The sequence below is a fragment of the Aeromonas sp. s1(2024) genome, assembly GCF_040908005.1.
GTDB classification, from domain to species: Bacteria; Pseudomonadota; Gammaproteobacteria; order Enterobacterales; family Aeromonadaceae; genus Aeromonas; species Aeromonas caviae.
In genome coordinates, this window is the sequence record NZ_JBFOCW010000078.1 from 14,149 (window position 1) to 35,506 (window position 21,358).

Here is a 21,358-nt window from a genome sequence, read left to right on the forward strand (position 1 = left end):
CTTCAAGAGGGACGTTGTCATTTCTGGCGGGAGTGGACCGGTTGCGCTTCCATGGCCTGAAGCTGCTGGTTGACCCAGGCGGTGGCGCTCAGATAGAGGTGGCTGACTTTCTCTTCGTTGAGGCCGAGCCGGACGGTGTTGGCGGCGACCCGCTGCCAGTCGGCTTTCTCGAAATCTTCACAGAACGCGAGGTAGAACCCGAGCTTGCCCTTGCGGGTGAGCAGGGCGGCACGAATGTCATCGGTCAGGGGAATGGAGCCGAGCAGCTGATCCAGCGGTTCTCCCATGAGCACGTCCAGCAGGGAGAAGAGGCCGGTGACAAAGGCTTGCTGTGCCTGCTCTGCGGGCGCATGGGTCTGGGCCAGCAGTTCGCAGAACCGGGCTCTGATGAGGGACATCTGGTGGAGTTCGGCGCTCTTTTCACTTCCCGCACTGGTGGCGGCGATCAGGGCGACGAAGCGCTTGAGCTGGGCGTGCCCCAGGGAGCTTGCGGCCTGGCGAAACGAGGCGATGGGTTGTGGGAAGCGCTTGAGGTGGTTGATGTAGCGCAGCAGCTTGAGAGAGAGGGTGAAATCCTGATTGAGCAGTTGCTCAATCTTGTCCAGATCCGGTTCGGTCTGATTGACCACCTCGAGCAGCTGCATCACCACTAGTTGGGCCGGCGGTATGGTGGGCTGTTGCACCATCTGGGGGCGGCTGAAGAAAAATCCCTGGAACAGGGTGACGCCGAGCTGCTTCATCCGCTCGAACTCGGCCTGATCCTCGACTTTCTCGGCCAGATAGGTGAGGGGCAGGTGGCGATGATTCGCCATGAAGTGCTCGATGCAGGGTTGCGGCGTGCTGCGCAGGTCGAACTTGATGATATGGATGTAGGGGAGGAACCTGTCCCAGTCTGAGACCATGGTGAAGTCATCCAGCGCCAACCGATAGCCCAGCCCATAGAGCTGGATCACTTTCTCCAGCAGCGCATCGTCGGGCTCGGCATCCTCCAGGATCTCGATCACCACCTTGTCACGGGGGAGGCACTCGGCCAATCCGTCCAGCAACAGGGAGTGGGGGAAATTGATGTAGCAGGGGTGATCTCCGATGAGCTGATCGATGTTCTGCTGCAAGAACTGCTCGGCAACCAGCCTGGAAGTGGCCTGCTGTGCGGAGACGGAGGGAAATACATTGTCCAGGCTGTCGCGAAACAGCAGCTCATAGGCTTGGGTGTTCAACTCCCGATCCAGAATGGGCTGCCTTGCTACATAGGAATACATGCATCTCTCCACCATGGTTACAGGCTTGATTCTATGGTGAAGCGGATCACTATGCCAGTGCCGACCGGTCGGGAAGGTCAACAACTGGCATACTATTTGTCAGGAAACCCGGGGTGTCAGAACAGGTAGTTGAGCTGCAGGCCGGCGAGCCAGGCATCCCCTTCCGAGGTGCCATTGAAAGTGGAGGTGGTCTGGGGGATGCCGGGCCTGAGCTGCATGGTTTCGCTCACGTCCACCTTCTTGCCGTCGATCAGGGTCAGCCCCAGATCCAGCGAGAGGTGACGGTCAATCTGGTAGCCCACGCCAGCGCTGTACCAGACCCGATCCGAGTCGGGGATGGAGATGGTGCGGCGATCCGCCGGGACCGGGCTGCGGTCGTAGGCGATACCGGAGCGCAGTTGCCACTGGGGGGCCAGCTGGTAGGTCATCCCCAGGGCATAGCGCCAACTGTCTTCCCAGTGCTCCTCCTTGATGTGCATGGTGCCGTGGTGGTCGAGCTCGGATTCGAGCTGCACGAACTTGCTCCAGTTGGTCCAGTTGATGCTCGAATGCAGCGCCAGGGCCGGGGTGAGCTGATGGAACAGAGCCAGCTCGGCGGTGGCGGGCAGGGGCAGATCCAGGCTGCCGGTATCGGTGAAGGGCTGGCCCCTTTGATCGATGCCGATGGCGTCACCGGAGAGGGTCAGGGTCACGTCGTGGCGATAGGAGAGACCGACGCGGGTTGCCTGCGACAACTCAAGCAGGGTGCCCAGGTTCCAGCCCATGGCCCAGCCATCCCCTTTCAGGTGCTTGGCTATCTGGTTGTTGGAGGGGAAAGTGCCGCCCACTTCCCCTTCCCCCTGAATGGCGGAGAGACCGGCCCCGACGGACCAGATGCGGTTGATGCGATAGGCCAGGGAGGCCCCCAGATCCACTGTCTTGATGTCGGAGACGTTGCCGAAGTGACCGGCGTTGTAGTTGTCCGGCATCTTGACCCCGAGTCCGTAATAGGAGGTGGCGGCAAGTCCGAGGCGCCATTGCTCGCTGAGGGGCACGATGAGATAGGCGTTGGGCACCCAGGCGTCACCCGCAATGTCGTGGGCTCCGGCATCCAGACTGACCGGCCCCAGGGTGGTAGGCACCCGGGTGGTGCCCTCGATGTTGACGTCGGGGTGCACGTGGATGACGCCGCCGGAGAAGGCCAGGGTATCGAACCGGGTCATGGCGGCGGCGTTGCGGGAGAGCACGCTGGCATTGTCGGCGATGGCGGCTTCACCCGCGAAGGCACGCCCCATGCCGGTGGCGGATTGCTCCGCGAGCTGGAAGCCGGCAGCCTGTACCTGGCTCGACAGCAGCAAGAGGGCTATGAGGGAGGGGTTGAACGTCGGATGCATGGTCTTTCCTCGGGATGAACTGGGTGTTCATTCTGTTATTCGGTTGGGGCCGGGATTTTATATGGTATGACCAGCAAGGCAACGGGGAGAGGGGAACGTGCGGCAAAACGGGATTAAATGCTGAAAGAAATACCCATAACAGTTTGATAAAAAAAGAAAAGAGTACAGTTGTTTACTACAGCTGTGCGCTCAATTGGCGAAATTGGATAAAAAAAGAGCGCCCTGGGACGCTCTCGATGATGACATGAAAATCAGAATTTCATGTTGAACTGGGCGGAAGCCAGCAGGGCGTTGCCGTGGGAGGTGCCCTTCCAGCGCAGCGCATCGCTGTGGTTGCGCAGGCCTTCGTTCACGTCCACTTCCTTACCGTCCAGATAGGCCATGCCGAAGTCGAGGCTCATGTCCGGATTGATGTGGTAGGTGGCACCGGCGCTGTACCAGATACGGTCGGAGTCAGGAATGCTCAGGCTGCGGTATTCCGGCTCGATGGGGCTGTTGTCGTAGGCGAAGCCGATACGGGCTTCCCAGGACGGGTTGACGTACCAGGTACCGCCCAGGGCGTAACGGGCTGAGTCCTTGAACTTCTCGTCTTTTTGCAGGCACACGCCGCCGGCGCAGTTGCTGCTGGTGGCCTTGAGCTCCTGGAAGGCGCTCCAGTCGGTCCAGTTCACGGAGTAGTGGACAGCGAATTGCTGGTTCAGGCGGTGGTAGCCTGCGAACTCGGCCTGGGCCGGCAGATCCAGCTTCAGGTTGCCATCGACGACGCGGTTGCCGGAGGTGGCACCCTGGAAGTCGCCGTCAAAGCTCAAGTCCACCTGGGAGCGGTAGGTCAGGGCGAGACGGTTGTTGTCGTTGATCTCGTACAGGGTGCCGACGTTCCAGCCAAAGCCCCAGGTGTCGCCCTTCAGGTGAGCCAGACGGGTATCGGAGTTGGCGCCCGGAATGGCGGCGGAAAGCGCACCGGCATAACGGTTCAGCTCGGCGGCGGCGTAGACGGCATTGATGCCGGCACCGACGCTGAAGCTGGAGTTGATGCGATAGGCGATGTTGGGGTTGATGTTGAAGGTCAGCAGCTCGGTGTCACCGGCGCCGGCACCGGCCGCGAAGGTCTTGGAATATTCGGTGGAAAGGCCGTAGTTGGAGAAGAGGCCGATCCCCCAGGCCCACTGATCATTCAGGGGCTGGATGAAGTAGGTGGCCGGCACGAAGGCATCGGGGGCGATGTCGCTTTCGCTGGACGGAGCCAGCTTGGTGGGGCCGGCATAGATGTCGCCAGCCACATCCACGTCGGGCTTGATATAGGTGCCGGATACAGACAGTGCCATCTTGTCGAAGGTGGTCATGGCCGCCGGGTTGCGGGACAGCACGGCCGCGTTGTCGGCGATGGCTGCTTCACCTGCGAAGGCGCGACCCAGACCGGAGGCCGAGTGCTCGTTCAGCTGGAACGCGGCGGCGAAGGTCTGGGTGCTGGCCAGGGTCACGGCCGCAGCGATCAGGCTTTTCTTGAAAAAGGCAGTTGTCATAGTGTTCTCTCTTTGTAAGCAGATTTTCTGTCGACATCGCGGCTCTTTGGCGGCTATTGACGACATGATCTGTTGTTATGTCAGCTTCTTCCCATTCATTGCTGGCGTGATTCTATGGATCTGGTAGGAGGTAAGAAATCAGACCAGTGACAGCAGAATACATAAAAGTTTCTATTGTGTTAATCATTTGTTTTAACTTGCCGTTTTATTAGGCTGATTTATCTATTATTGGATAAATAAAGCACAAATGGTGCCGTTTGCGTCATTTAAAATAAATGGTAGAAATGTGACTTCGCGCGGGCAATGGGCGGGAACATGCGGGGATGTGGGGATGAACAGGCAGACAATGAGGATGTCTGCCTGTGATGTGGCTGAGGCGGAGGACGAGTCAGCCTGGGTCAAGGTCTGTTAAATGGACCAGTGCAGGCGTGACTCAAGCTGGCGGGCAACCGGGGCGAGGGGCTCCTGCATGTCTCCGATGAGCACCATGTTGGCCCCCTTGAGCGGCAGAATCTCCCCCTTGAGGGTCCCGTCTGCAAAATCGGACTGGATCGTCAGTGGCAGGTGCTTGGGGACGAGGAACAGGGTGACCGGTCCCATCTTGCCCTGCAGCACCATGTGCAGGGCCGGTCCCTGGTAGAAGGCGCAGTGGTTGACATAGGTTACCTTCATGCCCGGCATCTCGCTCAGGGTGGCGCCATATTTCTCCATTTTCGCGTTGATGGTGTGCAGGCTGACCCGCTCATCCACCGCATGAATGAAGGGCTCTTCCCCATAAACGTGGGACATGGCGACCTGAGCCAGCGACAGGGTGTCCGGTGCCACAGGCCAGCTGATCCAGCGGGTGCTCATGCCGAGCAGGAAGGCGACCGAGGCCGCGATGGCCAGAGCGCGCCATGGCGTGCGTGCAGGAGTGACGGGCAGCGGGACCACCTGCTCCTCTTCGGCTGCCATCGCCTGCCTGAGCAGGATCCGCTCCGCAAGACCGGCTGGTACGTCCACTTCCAGAGTGCTGCGCACCTGGCGCTCGAGCTGCTGCATCTCGTCCAGATGCTTGCGATTGGCCGGTGACGCCTCGGCGGCTTTCAAGAAGGCGGGATCCCTGTCCGAGGGGTGAGTGATGGCCCGGCGGCGAAATTCAAGCTCATCCATTGGTGTGTCCTCTCTGTTGTTTCGCAGACTCCATGGCCTCTTTTATCTGGTTGCGGGCGCGAAACAGCCTTGTCATGACGGTGTTCTTGTTCAGGCCGAGTTGCTCGGCGATCTCCTCCCCGCTGAATCCCCCCAGAACCTGCAGCAGCAGCGGCTCCTGATACTCGGCAGGCAGGCGCGCGATGTGACGCCTGAGCCATTCGTGCTCCATCTCCTGCTCGCTTGGCAGGACACCCTGATCCCGTAGGGGGTGCTCGTCGAGGTCGACGAGATCGAACTGCTTTCGCTCAAAGCGGCGGGCATTCTCCCGCCGCAATATGGTGATGAGCCACGCCTTGGCAGCCTTGTCGTCCAGCAGGGTATCTATCGCCTTCCAGGCGCGCAGGAAAGTCTCCTGCACCAGATCCTCGGCGATTTGCGGATCCCGGCACAGCCAGTAGGCGTAGCGGTAGATGTCCCCGTGCAGGGCGTGCACCAGGGCTTCGTACTTGGTTTGTTTGTCAGCCATCTCCCCATAGACCGGAGAAGTGCAGGGATCCTTTCCCGTGTCGGCCCTTTTTCTTCTGAAAAAACCTAACGCCATAAAGGGGTGTCCTGTTTCATGAGGGGCGCATCATGCACGCATCCACGCCAGTATTCGAAGACCATAGGCTATCGCAAAGCTCTCCCAGGTGCACAACTCCCTGGCGAGCGCCTGTCTGGGCAGGTGTTCGCCAGGGACTCGCTTGGGGGAAAAACAGGCCCGATCCAGGTCGTCCAGCAGCGCCCCCATGGCGGGGTCGCGGTGACAGGGCAGCCTGGCCAGATGAAGACAGGGGGGGGCCCAGCGCAGGACGGCCCAGGTCAGCAGGGTTTCCCTGGCCTCGTCAGGAGAGCCCGTGGCGAGGGCCCGTTGCAGGCGATAGAAGGCGCGCCAGCGCGGCCAGCGGCGCATGAATGCCCGCAGCAGGATGGCCAGGAGCACCCAATAGAGATACTGGACCCCTGGTGCGGGGGAGGCGGGAGTGGCGCTCTCCCTTGCCGTGAACACCAGAGAATGTGCGGGCAGGCGCGCCTCCTCGATGCGGCCGCTCTGGGTGTTGAACCAGCGCAGGGTCTGGGGGGGCAGCACATAGCGCCCCGCCTCGTCGGCGGTCAGGGCCTGGCGCCACTGGCGCTCGAAGCGAAGCGCCCCCTCGGCCACGAATCGCTCCTGTTGCTGCTCGCCGTCCGGCTTCATGGAGAGGCCGGCGGGCAGGGGCGGGGCCGGCAAGGGGGGCTGGCGGTTGCCATCCCCCCCTTCCATTACCAGGGTGAGGGTGCGGATCACCGGCTCACCCACCCTGGCCTGGGCCGGGCTGAACTGCTGGCGCAGCACCAGGCTGCTCGCCACCGGCTCCAGGGGGGCCTTGTCCACCTTGATGAAGAGGGTCGCCGCCCTGACGGACAGCAGATCCCCCGCGTTGCCCGGCGCGGTCGCACCGGCCGCGTCCTGGGGCGGCAACCGCCCCTGAAAGCGGGGGGATTCGACGGGATGGAGTCCGGGCCCTTTGGCCTGCAGCAGCCATTTTCGCGTGAGACGCCCGGGCAGGCCGGGGCTGGCGGGAGAGTCCCAGCGATCCTCGCCGAGGCGGCGAATGGTAAAGGCCGGGGTGATGGGCTCGCCGAGGTTGGGGGCCTCCAGGTTGGCTGGCAGCCAGAGGGTCAGCTCATAGATGAAGGGCTGGCCGGGGTAGAGATTCCCCTCATGGAGCACCCGGGCCTGCAGCTCGACCGGAGAGAATACCGGGTCTTGTGTCGGCATCAGGGTGTCGTCCAGGGAACGTGTCGGTACCGCCAGGGAGGGGGTGAGATCGGCGCCAAGGGGCAGGGAGGGCACCTGGCGCGGGCTGGTATCGAGCAGGTGCAGGGGGATCTGCCAGCGGGTCAGGCTGCGGCTCTGGGCACTGACCCGCTGGATGCTGACCCGCCCGACCGCAAACTGGCGCAGCAGCGGTTGCAGGTTGAGATCCTCATCGCGGTGCAGCCCGTCGGCCTCGATGACGAGCAGCCAGTCGCGCTCGCTCGCCCCCGGCAACAGCTCGGCCTCGACAGGGACGGCCTGCACCCGCATGGCGCACAGGGCGAGCAGCAGCCAGCAGCCGATCCGGGGGGAGAGCAAGCGCAGCACGAGGATCACCAGGGCTCCTCCACCTTGATCAGGGGGCGGCGCAGGGCCTCCTTGCGAAGACGCTGCTCCAGCAGCAGCACGGGGGGCGCCGGGGGGCGGGGAGCCTCTGAGGCGCGGGCGGGGTCGGGAGTGTCGGCCTGCTCCGGGGTATTTGCCGAGGGCGTTGTCTGCGGCGGGTTGGCCCGCAGCAGGGCCAGATTGTGCAAGGCATCCCTGTGCCCAGGTTCAAGGCGAAGGGCGCTCAGATAGGCCTGCTCCGCGGCGGCAAGATCCCCGAGCCAGACCAGGGCATTGCCCCTGTTGTAGTGGGCGGTGGCGCTGTTTGCCCTGCCATAGGCGGCGACGGCCCTGGCGTAATCCCCGGATCTATACCAGGCGTTGCCTTGCCAGACCGGATCCTGGAAGGCGTTGGCCGCTTCCCGATAGTGTCCCTGGCGATAAGCCTGCCAGCCTGCTTCATCTTGTCGGGAGGCCGCCTGCAGGGAAGGGGGCGCGAAGCCAATGACGAGGATCACCAGCAGCCAGTGGGCGCCGATCCGCGCCAGCAGCGCCAGGGGGAGCAAGGGGATGAGCAGCCAGGGGCCGAGATCCCGGGATTGCCCCTGCGTCAGGGCCTGGCCCATGGGCAGGGGGGCAAAGCGGGGCAGGCCGGAATCGAGCCAGGCCAGCCTGCCTCCGGTACTGGCGGCAAGGGCGGTCATGGCCTCCTCGTCGGGCGCCGGCAAGGTGTGGCCGATCGGGCTGCCGAGCTGCCAGCGCTCTGCAGCCACGCCGGGCAGCCGGGTCTCCTTGCCCCCGCTGGCCAGCAGGATGTCGAGCCGCGGGGCTGAGCCTGCCTTGCAGAACAGGTCGTTGAGGCAGGGCAAGAGGGCGGCGATGCGATCGCGCGCTGTCCCGGAGAGGCCGTCGGTCACGAGCAGCAGACGGGCGGACTGGCCCGGCGGGATCAGGGTGAGGGCCAGGGCAACGGCGCGCTCGGGGGCGCTGCCTTGGACAGGCATGATGGCCGGGCGCAGGTCCGGCAGCAGCAGGGCGATGGCCTGATGATCCCGGGTGGGAGGCATGGCGAGGTAGGCATCCCCGGCAAACAGGATGAGGGCGATGGGATGGGCCGCGTCCTGCCGCGCTATGTCGGCCAGCATCTCCTGCAATCCCAGTCTCACCCGGGTTGCCCGGTCCGGCGCCAGATCCTGTGCCAGCATGGAGTCGGAGAGATCCAGCAGCCAGATATCAAGGGCCGGGCTCGGCATGGGGAGACTCTGCTGGCGCAGGGCGGGGCCCGAGAGCGCCAGGATCACCGGCAGACAGGCAAGCCAGCGCCAGGGGATGGCCCGATAGCGGCTCGGCAGCAGATAGGCCTGCATGGCCGGGGAGAGCAAGCCGGGATCGCGGCGGCGGCGCCACCCCTGCCACAGCCAGGGGAGCAGGGCCAGCAACCAGAGGGGGCGCAGCAAGATCAGCTCCATGGTGCCACCATCATGGCCTGCCTATTCATGGGATGGCCTGTGTGACAGCGGGCTGCGCCAGCGGGCTGGCCAGCAGAGCAGCAGCCAGGCCAGGGCCAGTGGCCAGGGGTAGAGCTCCTGGTGGGGCCGGGAGAGGGTCTGGGGCCGGGCGAGGGGCTCCAGGGTGTCGATGGCCTGGTTGATGGCGGCGAGATCGCCCCGGTTGCGGGCGCGAAAATAGCGGCCTCCTCCCAGTGTCGCCAGCTGCTGCAACAGGGCTTCATCCAGTTCGGCACTGGGATCGGCGTCCCCTGCGGGCGCGGCGAAGGTGTCGGGGTCGGCGCCCACCCCCAGGGTATAGAGACGGATGCCGGCTTTGGCGGCGAGCCTGGCCTCGGTCAGGGGATCCGCATTGCCCGAGGTATTGCGCCCGTCCGTCACCAGCAGCAGAGCGGTGGGGCGGGTGGGGTCGGCGTGCTGGCGTGCCAGCAGGATGGCTTCCCCCAGGGCCGTGGTGCGCCCCACCAGATCGAAGTCGAGTTCCCTGGCCAGGGTGAGCAGAGCCCCGGTCTCCTGGGTGAGGGGGGAGAGCAGATAGGCGTGATCGGCAAAGACGACGAGGGCGATGCGATCCCCCGGGCGGGAGGCGACAAGGTTGCTTATCTGCTGGCGCACCGCGGCAAGCCTGTCCGTTTGCTCTCCGTCATCCAGCATGTCCTGGGTGCGCATGCTGTCGGAGAGATCCACCGCCAGGATGAGGTCCCGGCTGCTCTGGTAGTGAATGATCGGGGGCTCCTGCCACTGGGGGCGGCACAGGGCCAGTACCAGGGCGCACCAGCAGAGCATCATGCGCCACAAGGGCTGCCCCGCCTGGGGCTGGAGCAGGGGAAAACCTCCGTGAACGAGCCGGTTTCCTCCCTTGCGCCCCTTCATGGGAGGCAGGCCGAAGCGCACCAGTAGCGGCAGGGCGAGGGCGAGGGAAAACCAGGGCCAGGCGAGGATCATCGCGTACCCTCCGGGGGAGGTGCCCCCCGCTTGCTTGCCGGGAATCGCGGCGCACTGACGCAGCGTCGCCCCCAGGCGAGATAGGCGAGACGCAATCTTTTGCGCTGCGCCTCATCGGGCACGCTGCCCCCATAGAGCCAGAGTGGCCACTGGGCGGCAAACCGGGAAAAATCGCTCCCCCCCTTGCTGTCCAGCCAGGCGAGCCAGGCCTCCCCTTGCAGGGGGGCCGCCTCGGGCCAGCGGGCCATGGCCGCTTCTCGCAGGGCATCCTGCAGCCTGGGGACGAGATCGTCTGCCTGCCAGTCTATCCGGTGCGCCCAGCGGCGCTGGCGCAACAGGGTGAGGGCCGTCGTGGCGATCAGGCAAGCGGCGATCGCCGCGATCAGCAGCCCCCCGAGGGCCATCAGGCGAGGATCCTGTGCAGGCTCGAGAGCGGGGCCTTGGTGGATGTCACGCAGCTCGGCACGGATGGCTTGCAAGGACTCGCTGGACGAGGGCTGGCGATATGCATCCGGTGCGGGCACGCCCTGCTCCCCCCTCAAAACAGACGGCATCCGCCCTCCTGCCACTGGCGTTGCAGGGTGGCGCCGTTGTCGAGGCGATAGAGGCGCGTCACCAGGGGCAGCAACTGCTGGCGACAGGCCTCGGCCTGTTCGTCGGCCGCCCTCTGATAGCGGGCGCGAAAGCGGGGATCTTCTCCCGCGAGCCAACCGCTGTGTCTGCCTGCCTGCACTGCCAGCTGCCCCTGCTCGGGCAGGGCGGCTTCCAGGGGATCGCGGATTTGCCAGTAGTGGATATCGTGGCGCGGGCGAAGGCGTTGCAACTGCTGGCAGAGGGCCTTGTCCGGTGCCTGGTGATGGCTTATCAGGGTCAATCTGGCCCCGTGGGGCAGGGTGAGTCGTGCCAGGGTCTGGGCCAGCGTCCAGGGCGGGGGGGCGCGATCCAGCCCAGCCTCGTAATGGCGGCAGAGCGCTTCCAGCAGAGGCATGAGAGAGCCGCGCTGGTGCTCTGTGTGGGGGACTGCGCCTTGGCAGATCAAGGTATTGGCCTGTTTCTCCCCCTGCCAGAGCAGGGCGGCGGCCAGCTCGCAGCCAAGGCGGGCCTTGAGCTGGGCGCGGGAGCCAAAGTACATGGCGGGTGAGAGATCCAGCAGCAACCAGTGGGCCTGATCCTGCTCTTCCCCGTAGAGGCGGGTGTGGGGGCGGCCGAGGCGGGCGGTGACCCGCCAGTCGATGTGGCGTACCTCGTCACCGGCCTGATAGAGGCGAAGCTCCCTGAAATGGAGCCCGGGTTGGCGCCCGATACGCCCCTGGGCCGCCTGATGAATGCGGGCACGCTCGCCCTGGCGGGTCCAGAGGCGCACCGCCAGCAGCCGCTCGAGGGGGAGGGCGATGTCGGGGTGATCCCGGGGCTCGGCGACGGGGGTCATGGCGACAGGGCTGCCTGTGGGGGTCGGCTCAGGGGCATGGGATGGCATTCAGCAGCAGGGTGATGAGCGCCTCGCTATCGAGGTTGTCCGCCAGCGCCTGATAACTCGGGATGAGGCGGTGGCGCAGCACGGCAGGCGCCAGTTGCTGGATGTCTTCGGGCAGCACGAAGTCGCGCCCGACGAGCCAGGCCCGGGCCCGTGCGGCTCTTGCGAGGCCGATGCTGGCTCTGGGACTGGCCCCCACCGCGACCAGGGGGTCTAGCTCGGGGCACAGGCCGCTGCCGGGGCGGGTAGCGCACACCAGCTGCACCAGATAGTGCTCGAGGCGCCCCTGCATCTGTACCCCTTGAACGGCGGTGCGGGCTTCCAGCAGGTCGGACTGGCTGAGGGTGACCGGCGGCGTTGGCAGGGCGTCGCCGCGGGCGTTGAGCTGGAGGATGGCCAGCTCCATGGCGGGGCTGGGGTAATCCACCAGCAGCTTGAGCAAGAAGCGATCGAGCTGGGCCTCCGGCAGGGGATAGGTCCCTTCCTGCTCGATGGGGTTCTGGGTGGCGGCAACCATGAAGAGGGAGGGCAGGCGCCAGCTCTTCTTGCCCACGGTGATCTGGTGCTCGGCCATGGCCTCCAAGAGGGCGGATTGCACCTTGGCCGGCGACCGGTTGATCTCGTCCGCCAGCACCAGGTGATTGAACAGGGGGCCGGGTTGAAACACGAAACTCGCATCCTGGGGATGGAAGACCTCGCTGCCGGTGAGATCGGCAGGGAGCAGATCCGGGGTGAACTGGATACGGGCAAAGCGCCCCTCCACGGCACCGGCCAGCGCCTTGACCGCCCGGGTCTTGGCAAGACCGGGGGCCCCCTCGATCAGCACATGTCCTTCACATAACAGGGCGATCAGCAGCCCCTCGATGAGGGGGCCCTGTCCCAGGATCTGGCTGCCCAGATAGTCTCCAAGTGCTCTGAACTCGGCCGCTGCCATGCGATAAACCCGTTGTTTTTATGGAAGTTGATCTTTTTATACCCCAGTTGGCTCACAAGGGCGAGGGAGGGTGGCAAGATGGGGACAATTTAGTTTCAATCAGCCGTATGAAAGTTGTGATTGGATTGTTAAGATGTGGCGCAATGAGGTCAGACCTCTGCCTTTTTAACCCAAGGAGCCAGGATGAAACAGCCATTGAAACTGACGACTCGCCAGGGCGAACGGATAGCCGTCGTGGCGGGTCTGCGCACCCCCTTTGCCAAGCAGGCCACCGCTTTTCACGGCGTGCCTGCGGTGGATCTGGGCAAACTGGTGGTGAGCGAGATGCTCGCCCGCACCGATCTCGACCCCAAGCTCATCGACCAGCTGGTGTTCGGCCAGGTGGTGCAGATGCCGGAAGCGCCAAACATCGCCCGGGAGATCGTGCTTGGCACTGGCATGAGCGTCAGCACCGATGCCTATAGCGTGTCGCGCGCCTGCGCCACCAGTTTCCAGGCGGTGGCCAATGTCACCGAATCCATCATGGCCGGCACGGTGGACATCGCCATCGCCGGCGGTGCCGACTCCTCTTCCGTGCTGCCCATCGGGGTCAGCAAGTCTCTGGCCCGCGCCCTGGTGGATCTCAACAAGGCGCGCAACCTCCAGCAGCGTTTCAATATTCTGCGCCGTCTGCGCCTGAAGGACCTGCTGCCGGTGCCCCCGGCCGTGGCCGAGTACTCCACCGGTCTCTCCATGGGGCAGACCGCCGAGCAGATGGCCAAGACCCACCAGATCAGCCGCGAGGCGCAAGATGCGCTGGCCCACCGCTCCCACACCCTGGCGGCCGAAGCCTGGGCCCAGGGCAAATTGAGTGGCGAGGTGTTCACCGCCCACGTGCCCCCCTACAAGTCGCCGCTGGAACGGGACAACAACATCCGCGAAAGCTCCGATCTGGCGAGTTACGCCAAGCTCAAACCGGTGTTTGACCGGGCTCACGGCTCGGTGACCGCCGCCAACGCCACCCCGCTCACCGACGGCGCCGCCGCCGTGCTGATGATGCGTGAAGGGCGGGCCCGCGAGCTGGGTCTGGAACCGCTGGGTTACATCCGCAGCTTCGCGTTTTCCGCCATCGATGTCTGGCAGGACATGCTGATGGGCCCCTCCTATGCCACGCCGCTGGCGCTGGACCGTGCCGGCATCACCCTTGGGGATCTCACCCTCATCGACATGCACGAAGCTTTTGCTGCCCAGACGCTCGCCAACCTCAAGATGTTTGCAAGCGCCGAATTTGCCCGTGACAAGCTGGGCCGGGATCAGGCCATCGGCGAGGTGGACATGGAGAAGTTCAACGTGCTCGGCGGCTCGCTGGCCTTTGGTCACCCCTTTGCCGCCACCGGGGCGCGCATGATCACCCAGACCCTGCATGAACTGCGGCGCCGGGGTGGGGGATTGGGGCTCAACACCGCCTGTGCGGCGGGTGGGCTGGGTGTGGCCATGGTGCTGGAGGTGGAATGATGAGTGCCAAGACTTTTTCTCTGGATATTCGCAAAGACGGCATCGGCATCCTCACCATGGATGTGCCCGGTGAGAGCATGAACACCCTGAAGGCCTCCTTTGCGGACGAGATCCGCACTCTGCTGGCCGAGGTAAAGGGGAACGGGGATCTGATCGGTCTGGTGATCGTCTCGGGCAAGAAGGACTCCTTCGTTGCCGGGGCCGACATCGCCATGCTGGCGGCCTGCACCAGCGCCCAGGATGCCGAAGCGCTGTCCCGGGCCGGACAGGACGTGTTCGCCGAGATCGAAACCCTGGGGATCCCGGTGATCGCCGCCATTCACGGCCCCTGCCTTGGCGGCGGGCTGGAGCTGGCGCTCGCCTGTCATGGCCGGGTGGTGACCGATCACGGTAAAACCGTGCTGGGCCTGCCGGAAGTGCAGCTCGGCCTGCTGCCGGGCTCCGGCGGTACCCAGCGCCTGCCGCGCCTCATCGGGGTGGCCAAGGCACTGGATCTGATGCTGACCGGCAAGCAGGTGCGGGCCAAACAGGCCAGGAAGCTCGGGCTGGTGGATGACATGGTGCCCCCGTCCATTTTGCTGGAAGCTGCCATCAAGCTTGCCAAGAAGGGCAAGCCGCGCCACCACCTGAAACGGGATCTGCAGGGCAAGGTGCTGGAGACCAACAAATTTGGTCGCAAGGTGCTGTTCGATCAGGCCCGCAAGGGGGTCAAGGCCAAGACCCGGGGCAACTACCCGGCGCCGGAGCGCATCATCGAGGTGGTGCGCATCGGCGTGGAGGAGGGGATGCAGGCCGGCCTGCTGGCCGAAGCCCGCCACTTCGGCGAGCTGGTGATGACGCCGGAATCTGCCGCCCTGCGCTCCCTCTTCTTCGCCACCACGGAGATGAAGAAAGAGGTGAGCTATCAGGGGGCCGAGCCGCGCAAGGTGGGTCATGCCGCCGTGCTGGGGGGCGGCCTGATGGGGGGGGGTATTGCCTTCGTCACCGCCACCAAGGCGGGGGTACCGGTGCGGATCAAGGATGTGGCGAGCGCCGGCATCGGCAATGCCATGCGTTACAGCTACGACCTCCTCGCCAGGAAACTCAAGCGTCGCCAACTGCTGCGCAGCGAGCTGGAGAAACAGATGAGCCTGCTCACCGGCACCCTGGACTATTCCGGTTTCCACCGGGTGGACATGGTGGTGGAAGCGGTGTTCGAGGACATCAACCTCAAGCACCAGATGGTGCAGGACGTGGAGCGCGAGTGCGGGGAGCACACCGTGTTTGCTTCCAACACCTCCTCCCTGCCCATCCACCAGATCGCCTCGGCGGCGACGCATCCGGAGCGGGTGGTGGGGCTGCACTACTTCAGCCCGGTGGACAAGATGCCGCTGGCCGAGATCATTCCCCACGCCGGCACCAGTGCCGAGACGGTGGCCACCACCCTGGCCTTCGCCCGGGCCCAGGGCAAGACCCCCATCGTGGTGAAGGACGAGGCGGGCTTCTACGTCAACCGCATCCTGGCGCCCTACATGAACGAGGCGGCGCGCCTGGTGCTGGAAGGGGAGCCGGTGGAGGTACTGGACGGCGCTCTGCTCGACTTCGGTTTCCCGGTCGGCCCCATCACCCTGCTGGACGAGGTGGGGATCGACGTGGGAGCCAAGATCTCCCCCATCCTCGAAAAAGAGCTGGGTGGCGAGCAGTTCCAGGCGCCCAAGGCCTTTGACAAGCTGCTGGAGGACGATCGCAAGGGGCGCAAGAACGGCAAGGGCTTCTATCTCTATGGCAAGGCGGCCCCGCGCAACAAGCTCACCGGCAAGGAGGGCAAGAAGACGGTGGACGCGAGCGTCTACGACGTGCTGGGCGTCAAGCCCCAGGCCAAGCTTGCCAGGCAGGAGATCGCCGAGCGCTGCGTGCTGCTGATGCTCAACGAAGCAGCCATGGCCCTGGATGGCGGCGTGGTGGCCTCGGCCCGGGACGGCGACATCGGCGCCATCTTCGGCATCGGCTTCCCTCCCTTCCTGGGCGGTCCGTTCCGCTACATGGACAGCCTCGGCATCGACTATCTGGTGGGGCGTCTTGAGCACCATCAGAAGCGCTTTGGCGACCGCTTCGCCCCCTGTGCGCGACTGAAAGCGATGGCGGCGGAGCAGCAGACCTTCTACTGATGGCTCTCGACGGCATGCATCGAGCGAGGCGACCCCAAGGTCGCCTCGCTTTTTGTTGGGCGTACCTTTCCGGTTTGGGGCGGGGGAGCGAAGAAAAACGGGGCGGAGAGGGGTAAAACCTTGATCTGGCGCAAACAGGTGCCCCATTTATTACTTTGGTGGCATAGGACTCAGGCGCGGGTTGAGGTCAAATAGTCTTATCAGGAACGGGGGCGACCCCGTCACGAAAGGGACACCCATTTCACTGGATGAAGGACACACTATGAGTCTGCTTGAACACACCATCTGGACTGTATTGGGGTATGGGGCCATGCCCTTTATCTTCCTGAGCGGGTTCGTGGCAGTGGCAGTGACCTGCTGCCTGCTGCTCAATGCCTTCGGGGTCAAGTCCGCCGAGAAGTGAGTCACTCTCGTTCATGCCGCCAAATGCCAGTCTCACGACTGGCATTTGTTTTTTGTGTCTTCTGAAGCACTTGCCCGCCCCTGATGGGGTAAAGGGAGCGCAAGACGGTCGAACCCGGCGGCCATTTTGATTACACTGACGCCCGGCATGTCCGCCCCCTTCTCTTTTATCAGGTATTCACGACTTCTATGGCGCTCAAGGCAACCATCTTCAAGGCCCAGATCAGCTTGTCTGACATGGATCGCAATCTCTATCAGGACTTCTCCCTCACCCTGGCCCGTCACCCCTCCGAGACCGACGAGCGCATGATGATCCGCCTAGCGGCCTTCGCCTGGCATGCCGCCGAGCGGCTGGAGTTCACCAAGGGGCTCTCTGCCGACGACGAGCCCGAGCTCTGGTGCAAGAACTATTCCGATGAGATTGAACTCTGGATTGAGCTGGGTCAGCCGGACGAGCGCCGCCTCAAGAAGGCATGCAACCGCTCTCGCCAGGTGGTGCTCTACCTCTATGGCGGTCGTGGCACCAGCGTCTGGTGGAAGCAGAACCAGGGCAAGCTCGGTCTGCACGACAACCTGAGCGTCATCGAACTCTCCGACAGCCAGACCCTGCCCCTGGCGGCCATGGTGGAGCGCACCATGCAGCTCACCTGCACCATCTCCGACGGCCAGCTCTGGGTCAGCAACGGCAGCCAGGAGGTGACGCTGGACCCCGTGGTGCTGATGGGACGCCCGGCCCGCGAACTGTAAACGGGATACCCATGTTCAGCGCCCTGCTCAATATCGTCATTCCCGTGTTTGCGGTGGTGGGCCTTGGCGCCCTCTATGGACGGCTGCGACCGGGCGGGGCCCTGGGTTATGTCAACCGGGCCAATATCGAGCTCTTTACCCCGGCGCTGGTCTTCTCAGCCCTGGTGAAATACCCCCTGGATCTGGCGGCGCACCTGCCCCTTGTGGGGGCCGGTGCCCTGGTGATCCTGCTTCCCGGCTCGCTGCTCTCCCTGCTCAAACTCAAGGAGATAGAGCGGGCCGCACTGATCCTGCCCGCCATGTTTCGCAACACCGGCAACCTCGGCATTCCGCTGATGGTGCTCGCCTTTGGCGAGCAGCAGCTCGGCGCCATCGTCATCCTCTTTGTGCTCTCCAACCTGCTCCACTTCTCGGTGGGGATGTTCATCCTCTCCGCCAGCAGCTCCCGCTGGCTCTGGCTGAGAAGCCCCGTGCTCTGGGCCGCCTTCGCCGGGCTGCTGGTGGCCAACCTGCATATCCCGCTGCCGGAATACCTGGTGACCAGCGCCGCTCTGCTCGGCCAGATAGCGGTGCCCCTGATGCTGTTTGCCTTAGGCATCCGGCTGATGGAAGGGGAGCTGGATCATCTGGGGCTGGCCATCAAGTGCAACCTGCTCTACCTGTTGGCGGGGGGCCTCTCCCTGGGGCTCGCCGTCTGGCTGCTGCCCCTCGAACCTGACTGGATACCACTCCTGATGCTGTCGGTGGCGCTGCCCCCGGCGGTATTGAATTACATCCTGTGCGAGCAGTACCAGTGTCAGCCCGACAAGGTGGCCAGTATTGTGCTCGGCGGCAATGCGCTCTCGGTGGTGGTGATCCCGCTGGCGGTCTGGTTGGCGCTGCATCTGGGGAGTTGACCCTGCTCTGTCTTCCTCTTCAAGGACGCCCGATGGCGTCCTTTTTATTGCTATCGTGCATGTCCGATGTTGTTTTGCTCATCGAGTACAGCCGAGCTTGCTCGCGTATCTGACAAGGTTTTGAAGCCGGTTTAGCCGGATAAGGCAGAGAGTGGAAGGGGGAGAAAGGGAATAAAACCGGGCGGCCTTGGCCGCCCTGTTTATTGATGGGGAGCAGGCTGAACCTGGCCATCCTTGCGCAGTTGGGTATAGAGACCAAACCCCGCCAGCAGGCCGGCGAGGGCCAGCAGCCACCAGATGGCGGTGGCGGGGCGGCTGCCCGCATCCCCCAGCATAAAGCCGATGAGCAGGTTGCCAAAGAGCGCCATGCAGCCCCCGGCGCTGGCATAGAAGCCGTAGTAGCTGCCGAGCTGCTCAGGGGGCGCGTAGCGGGGCAGCTGGGCGGCGAAGAGCGGGAAGCAGAGGATGGAGCCCAGGGAAAGCAGGGCCACCTGCGTCAACACGCCTGCCGTCGGCCAGGGTGCCAGCAGGGGCAGGGCGAGATAGCTCAGGCCCATCATGCCTATCCCCAGCCCCATGGCGAGCGGTACTCCCAGGCGGCGCTCCACCAGGCGGGAGGCTGGGAGCTGGAGCAGAACGCCGATCACCGCCGAGAGGGTGAAGACGCCGCCGAGCAGGTGGGTGGCGTCCGGCAGGCTCTGGATATGGGCGGGGAGGGCGAGGTAGAGCTGGTGGAACAGGATCTGGTAGCTGCCTGCCAGCAGGGTGAACCCCATGAAGGGGCGCTGGCGCACTATCTCCCCCCATTGGCGCAAGATGGCGCCACGGGGGCTCGGGTTGCTCACCGGGCGTTTAGGCAGCACCCGGTATTGCAGCACTCCGAGCAGGGCGAAGAGGCTCGCCGCCAGGATCCCCGTCAGGGTATAGCTCTGCTGGGTCAAGGTGAGGCCGACCAGGGGGCCGAGCAGCATGCCCGCCTCGCTGGCCAGATTGTGCAGGGCGAAGGCGCGCTGACGCTGGCTCGGGTTGTGGCATTCGCTGGCAAGGTAGGCCTGGGCGCAGGGGGTGAACAGAGCCCCCGCAAAGCCGGTGAGGGCGGCGGCCAGCAGCAGGATGGGCAGGGACTCGGCCCAGCCCAGCAGCACGAAGCCTAAAGATCGTACCAGGCAGCCCCAGACGATGGCGGGATGGTAGCCGATGCGATCCCCAAGGGTGCCGCCCAGCAGGAAGAGCCCCTGCTGGCTGAAGACCCGCATCCCCATGACGAGGCCACAGGCCCAGCCGGCCAGGCCGAGCCCGCTGCCCATGTGCTGGGCGAGGAAGGGCATCATCATGTAGAAGCCGAGGTTGAAGGCGAGCCCATTGGTGATGAGCAGGCGGGCGGCCGGGCTCATGCCCTGCCAGTCCCGCCAGTAGGAGGCGCCGTTCATGGTCGCCTCCCGCCAGTGCGTGGGGAGGTGGTCGCCGGGGTGGCGCAGGACTGTGTCATGATGTCTTTCGCAGGGTTCTGAGGAAGGGGATGCCGTGCTGATCGTGGCTTATCTCCACCGGCACCTGGTAGAGGCGCTCGATGAGGGCCGCGTCGAGCACCCGGGCGGGGGGGCCGAAGGCCTGCAGATCTCCCCCTGCCAGCACGATCAGCTGATCGGCAAACTGGGCGGCCAGGTTGAGATCGTGCAGCACCACCAGGGTGATCCACTGCTGCTCCCGGGTCTGCTGGCACAGGTGCTCCATCAGTTGCATCTGGTGGTGCAGGTCCAGGGCGCTGACCGGCTCGTCCAGCATCATGATGCGGGGGTCGCGCAGCAGCACCTGGGCGAAGAGCACCATCTGCCGCTGGCCGCCGCTCAAAGAGTAGAGGGGGCGATCCGCCAGATGGGCGATGCCAAGCGCCTGCAGGGCACGGCCGGCGGCCAGGATGTCCTCGTCCGCGAGGCGCATGGAGAGGCTGTCGAGGCGCCCCAGCACCACCACCTCGATGACGCTGAGATCCAGCTCCAGCTGGATGTTCTGGGGCATGTAGCCAAACTGCTGGCGCCACCTGGCCTGCGTCATCTGGCGGGCACTCTGGTCCCCGAGGCGAATGTCGCCACTGTCCGGGGTCAGTTCACCAAAGAGGGTGCGCATCAAGGAGGTCTTGCCGGTCCCGTTCGGGCCGATGATCACATGGACCTGACCCGGATGCAGAGTGAGGCTGAGATCCCGCAGCAAGGTCTGCTGGCCGAGGGAGAGGGAGAGTCGGGATATTTCAAGCACGTTTACGCCCCCTGCCGAGGATCAACCAGATGAAGAAGGGCACGCCAATGAGTGCGGTGACGATGCCGATGGGGAAGAGGGCCCCCGGAATGATGGACTTGGAGAGCACCGAGGCCGCCGAGAGCATGCAGGCGCCGCACAGGGCGGAGAGGGGGATCAAAAAGCGCTGATCTTCCCCCACCAGCATGCGGGCGATATGGGGGGCCACCAGGCCGACGAAGCCGATCACGCCGACGAAGCTGGTGGCGGTGGCGGTGAGCAGGGCGACCAGCACCAGGGTCTTCATGCGCAGTCTGTCGACATTGACCCCGAGGCTGCGGGCGCGGGCTTCCCCGAGGCGCAGGCTGGTGAGGGCCCAGGCATCCCGGTAGATGAGCAGGGTGCAGATCAGGGTGACGACGGCGGTGATGATCAGGGAGTCCCAGGTGGTGCGCATCAGGCTGCCAAACAGCCAGAACAGGATCTGCTGGTTGAGTTCGGGGGAGGAGAGGAACTGCAGCAGGGAGAGCAGGGACTGGAACAGGAACAGCAGGGCGATGCCCGCCAGGATCAGGGTCTGGCTGCTGACATGGCGCATCATGGCCAGACCAAACAGCAGGCAGGCGGCAAACATGCACACAATGAAGGCACCGGCCGGGATGGCCACCAGGGGAGGAAGCCCGAGGCCGCCGGTGTAGAGGGCCAGCGCCGCGCCCAGGCCCGCCGCCGCCGCGAGCCCGAGGGTATAGGGACTGGCGAGGGGGTTGTCCAGCAGGGTCTGCATCTGCACGCCGCCAAGACCGAGGGAGGCGCCGACCACCAGGGCCATGAGGGCGATGGGCAGGCGCATGTCGTGGACGATGGTGCGGGTCATGGGATCGGCCTGGGCGGGGGAAACCAGGGCATCGATCACGTCGTGCAGGGCCAGCAGGGAGGGGCCGGTGGCGATGTCGAGCACCAGGGTAATGCACAGGACCAGGGCGAGCAGCAGGAGCCAGTGCCAGCGACGGCGCTCCCGTTGCCGCTGCCGGGCGAGGGTCTGCTGCAGGGCAGCCAAATCATTCATGATGTCAATCCTGAAACGGGCGCTGCAAGAGGCGCCCACACAATCCAAGAGGGTTGC

General features: G+C 64.7%; 19 protein-coding genes. 5 read left to right on the plus strand and 14 right to left on the minus strand.

Annotated features, from left to right (window positions below; genetic code table 11):
• Positions 1-17: 17 nt before the first annotated feature.
• The 11 genes from AB5Y70_RS18785 to AB5Y70_RS18835 all read right to left on the minus strand — a co-directional run bounded on the left by AB5Y70_RS18785 (position 18) and on the right by AB5Y70_RS18835 (position 12,314).
• Entirely contained in the window at positions 18-1,259 is a 1,242-nt protein-coding gene (locus tag AB5Y70_RS18785; RefSeq protein ID WP_202040505.1) for an EAL and HDOD domain-containing protein, read from the minus strand.
• A gap of 116 nt (positions 1,260-1,375) precedes the next feature.
• Positions 1,376-2,632: an outer membrane protein transport protein gene (locus AB5Y70_RS18790; protein ID WP_010674658.1), complete on the minus strand. Its 1,257-nt coding sequence runs from the start codon at positions 2,630-2,632 to the stop codon at positions 1,376-1,378.
• A 251-nt stretch (positions 2,633-2,883) separates the two neighbouring features.
• Positions 2,884-4,155 carry an outer membrane protein transport protein gene (locus tag AB5Y70_RS18795; protein WP_010674659.1) on the minus strand — a complete coding sequence of 424 codons (1,272 nt, stop codon included), beginning with the start codon at positions 4,153-4,155 and terminating at the stop codon, positions 2,884-2,886.
• Between the two features lie 408 nt (positions 4,156-4,563).
• The gene (locus AB5Y70_RS18800) at positions 4,564-5,307 is read right to left on the minus strand and encodes a DUF3379 domain-containing protein (RefSeq protein WP_010674660.1); all 744 of its coding nucleotides are present in this window, start codon (positions 5,305-5,307) and stop codon (positions 4,564-4,566) included.
• Entirely contained in the window at positions 5,300-5,890 is a 591-nt protein-coding gene (locus AB5Y70_RS18805) for a sigma-70 family RNA polymerase sigma factor (protein ID WP_029314498.1), read from the minus strand. Before AB5Y70_RS18805 ends, AB5Y70_RS18800 begins: the two co-directional genes overlap by 8 nt.
• 30 nt (positions 5,891-5,920) lie before the next feature.
• Positions 5,921-7,399: a BatD family protein gene (locus AB5Y70_RS18810; protein ID WP_102949314.1), complete on the minus strand. Its 1,479-nt coding sequence runs from the start codon at positions 7,397-7,399 to the stop codon at positions 5,921-5,923.
• Positions 7,400-7,461: 62 nt separating this feature from the next.
• Positions 7,462-8,922 carry a VWA domain-containing protein gene (locus tag AB5Y70_RS18815; RefSeq protein ID WP_010674663.1) on the minus strand — a complete coding sequence of 487 codons (1,461 nt, stop codon included), beginning with the start codon at positions 8,920-8,922 and terminating at the stop codon, positions 7,462-7,464.
• Between the two features lie 21 nt (positions 8,923-8,943).
• Entirely contained in the window at positions 8,944-9,906 is a 963-nt protein-coding gene (locus AB5Y70_RS18820) for a VWA domain-containing protein (protein WP_010674664.1), read from the minus strand.
• Positions 9,903-10,460, minus strand: coding sequence for a DUF4381 family protein (locus AB5Y70_RS18825; RefSeq protein ID WP_109422669.1), 558 nt, complete (start codon positions 10,458-10,460; stop codon positions 9,903-9,905). Before AB5Y70_RS18825 ends, AB5Y70_RS18820 begins: the two co-directional genes overlap by 4 nt.
• Positions 10,445-11,335 carry a DUF58 domain-containing protein gene (locus AB5Y70_RS18830; RefSeq protein WP_010674666.1) on the minus strand — a complete coding sequence of 297 codons (891 nt, stop codon included), beginning with the start codon at positions 11,333-11,335 and terminating at the stop codon, positions 10,445-10,447. Before AB5Y70_RS18830 ends, AB5Y70_RS18825 begins: the two co-directional genes overlap by 16 nt.
• A gap of 28 nt (positions 11,336-11,363) precedes the next feature.
• Positions 11,364-12,314: a MoxR family ATPase gene (locus AB5Y70_RS18835; protein WP_010674667.1), complete on the minus strand. Its 951-nt coding sequence runs from the start codon at positions 12,312-12,314 to the stop codon at positions 11,364-11,366.
• Positions 12,315-12,497: 183 nt separating this feature from the next.
• Here AB5Y70_RS18835 and fadI point away from each other — a divergent pair, with 183 nt between their 5' ends.
• The 5 genes from fadI to AB5Y70_RS18860 all read left to right on the plus strand — a co-directional run bounded on the left by fadI (position 12,498) and on the right by AB5Y70_RS18860 (position 18,000).
• Positions 12,498-13,808: an acetyl-CoA C-acyltransferase FadI gene (gene fadI, locus AB5Y70_RS18840; protein ID WP_010674668.1), complete on the plus strand. Its 1,311-nt coding sequence runs from the start codon at positions 12,498-12,500 to the stop codon at positions 13,806-13,808.
• Entirely contained in the window at positions 13,808-15,955 is a 2,148-nt protein-coding gene (gene fadJ / locus AB5Y70_RS18845) for a fatty acid oxidation complex subunit alpha FadJ (RefSeq protein WP_010674669.1), read from the plus strand. The genes fadI and fadJ overlap by 1 nt, the downstream gene beginning before the upstream one ends.
• Positions 15,956-16,217: 262 nt before the next feature.
• Positions 16,218-16,358, plus strand: coding sequence for a TIGR02808 family protein (locus AB5Y70_RS18850; RefSeq protein ID WP_010674670.1), 141 nt, complete (start codon positions 16,218-16,220; stop codon positions 16,356-16,358).
• Between the two features lie 188 nt (positions 16,359-16,546).
• Entirely contained in the window at positions 16,547-17,104 is a 558-nt protein-coding gene (locus AB5Y70_RS18855) for a YaeQ family protein (RefSeq protein ID WP_010674671.1), read from the plus strand.
• Between the two features lie 11 nt (positions 17,105-17,115).
• On the plus strand, positions 17,116-18,000 hold the full coding sequence (locus AB5Y70_RS18860; RefSeq protein WP_010674672.1) for an AEC family transporter: 885 nt from the start codon (positions 17,116-17,118) through the stop codon (positions 17,998-18,000).
• Positions 18,001-18,200: 200 nt separating this feature from the next.
• On the opposite strand, the gene AB5Y70_RS18865 is transcribed toward AB5Y70_RS18860, so the two are convergent.
• The 3 genes from AB5Y70_RS18865 to AB5Y70_RS18875 are packed head-to-tail and all read right to left on the minus strand — an operon-like array spanning position 18,201 to position 21,301.
• On the minus strand, positions 18,201-19,430 hold the full coding sequence (locus AB5Y70_RS18865; RefSeq protein ID WP_010674673.1) for an MFS transporter: 1,230 nt from the start codon (positions 19,428-19,430) through the stop codon (positions 18,201-18,203).
• A gap of 55 nt (positions 19,431-19,485) precedes the next feature.
• Positions 19,486-20,256, minus strand: coding sequence for an ABC transporter ATP-binding protein (locus AB5Y70_RS18870; protein WP_010674674.1), 771 nt, complete (start codon positions 20,254-20,256; stop codon positions 19,486-19,488).
• Positions 20,249-21,301 carry an iron ABC transporter permease gene (locus AB5Y70_RS18875; RefSeq protein ID WP_010674675.1) on the minus strand — a complete coding sequence of 351 codons (1,053 nt, stop codon included), beginning with the start codon at positions 21,299-21,301 and terminating at the stop codon, positions 20,249-20,251. Before AB5Y70_RS18875 ends, AB5Y70_RS18870 begins: the two co-directional genes overlap by 8 nt.
• Between the last annotated feature and the right edge of the window lie 57 nt (positions 21,302-21,358).

Excerpts from the sequence above, each read along its gene's own strand:
- AB5Y70_RS18825 (WP_109422669.1), bottom strand. The coding sequence starts at position 10,460 with ATGCCGTCTGTTTTGAGGGGGGAGCAGGGCGTGCCCGCACCGGATGCA.
- AB5Y70_RS18850 (WP_010674670.1), top strand. The coding sequence starts at position 16,218 with ATGAGTCTGCTTGAACACACCATCTGGACTGTATTGGGGTATGGGGCC.
- AB5Y70_RS18865 (WP_010674673.1), bottom strand. The coding sequence starts at position 19,430 with ATGAACGGCGCCTCCTACTGGCGGGACTGGCAGGGCATGAGCCCGGCC.
- AB5Y70_RS18835 (WP_010674667.1), bottom strand. The coding sequence starts at position 12,314 with ATGGCAGCGGCCGAGTTCAGAGCACTTGGAGACTATCTGGGCAGCCAG.
- AB5Y70_RS18810 (WP_102949314.1), bottom strand. The coding sequence starts at position 7,399 with ATGCGGGTGCAGGCCGTCCCTGTCGAGGCCGAGCTGTTGCCGGGGGCG.
- AB5Y70_RS18820 (WP_010674664.1), bottom strand. The coding sequence starts at position 9,906 with ATGATCCTCGCCTGGCCCTGGTTTTCCCTCGCCCTCGCCCTGCCGCTA.
- AB5Y70_RS18790 (WP_010674658.1), bottom strand. The coding sequence starts at position 2,632 with ATGCATCCGACGTTCAACCCCTCCCTCATAGCCCTCTTGCTGCTGTCG.
- AB5Y70_RS18875 (WP_010674675.1), bottom strand. The coding sequence starts at position 21,301 with ATGAATGATTTGGCTGCCCTGCAGCAGACCCTCGCCCGGCAGCGGCAA.
- AB5Y70_RS18795 (WP_010674659.1), bottom strand. The coding sequence starts at position 4,155 with ATGACAACTGCCTTTTTCAAGAAAAGCCTGATCGCTGCGGCCGTGACC.
- AB5Y70_RS18860 (WP_010674672.1), top strand. The coding sequence starts at position 17,116 with ATGTTCAGCGCCCTGCTCAATATCGTCATTCCCGTGTTTGCGGTGGTG.
- AB5Y70_RS18800 (WP_010674660.1), bottom strand. The coding sequence starts at position 5,307 with ATGGATGAGCTTGAATTTCGCCGCCGGGCCATCACTCACCCCTCGGAC.
- AB5Y70_RS18830 (WP_010674666.1), bottom strand. The coding sequence starts at position 11,335 with ATGACCCCCGTCGCCGAGCCCCGGGATCACCCCGACATCGCCCTCCCC.
- AB5Y70_RS18815 (WP_010674663.1), bottom strand. The coding sequence starts at position 8,922 with ATGGAGCTGATCTTGCTGCGCCCCCTCTGGTTGCTGGCCCTGCTCCCC.
- AB5Y70_RS18855 (WP_010674671.1), top strand. The coding sequence starts at position 16,547 with ATGGCGCTCAAGGCAACCATCTTCAAGGCCCAGATCAGCTTGTCTGAC.
- fadJ (WP_010674669.1), top strand. The coding sequence starts at position 13,808 with ATGAGTGCCAAGACTTTTTCTCTGGATATTCGCAAAGACGGCATCGGC.
- AB5Y70_RS18805 (WP_029314498.1), bottom strand. The coding sequence starts at position 5,890 with ATGGCGTTAGGTTTTTTCAGAAGAAAAAGGGCCGACACGGGAAAGGAT.
- fadI (WP_010674668.1), top strand. The coding sequence starts at position 12,498 with ATGAAACAGCCATTGAAACTGACGACTCGCCAGGGCGAACGGATAGCC.
- AB5Y70_RS18785 (WP_202040505.1), bottom strand. The coding sequence starts at position 1,259 with ATGTATTCCTATGTAGCAAGGCAGCCCATTCTGGATCGGGAGTTGAAC.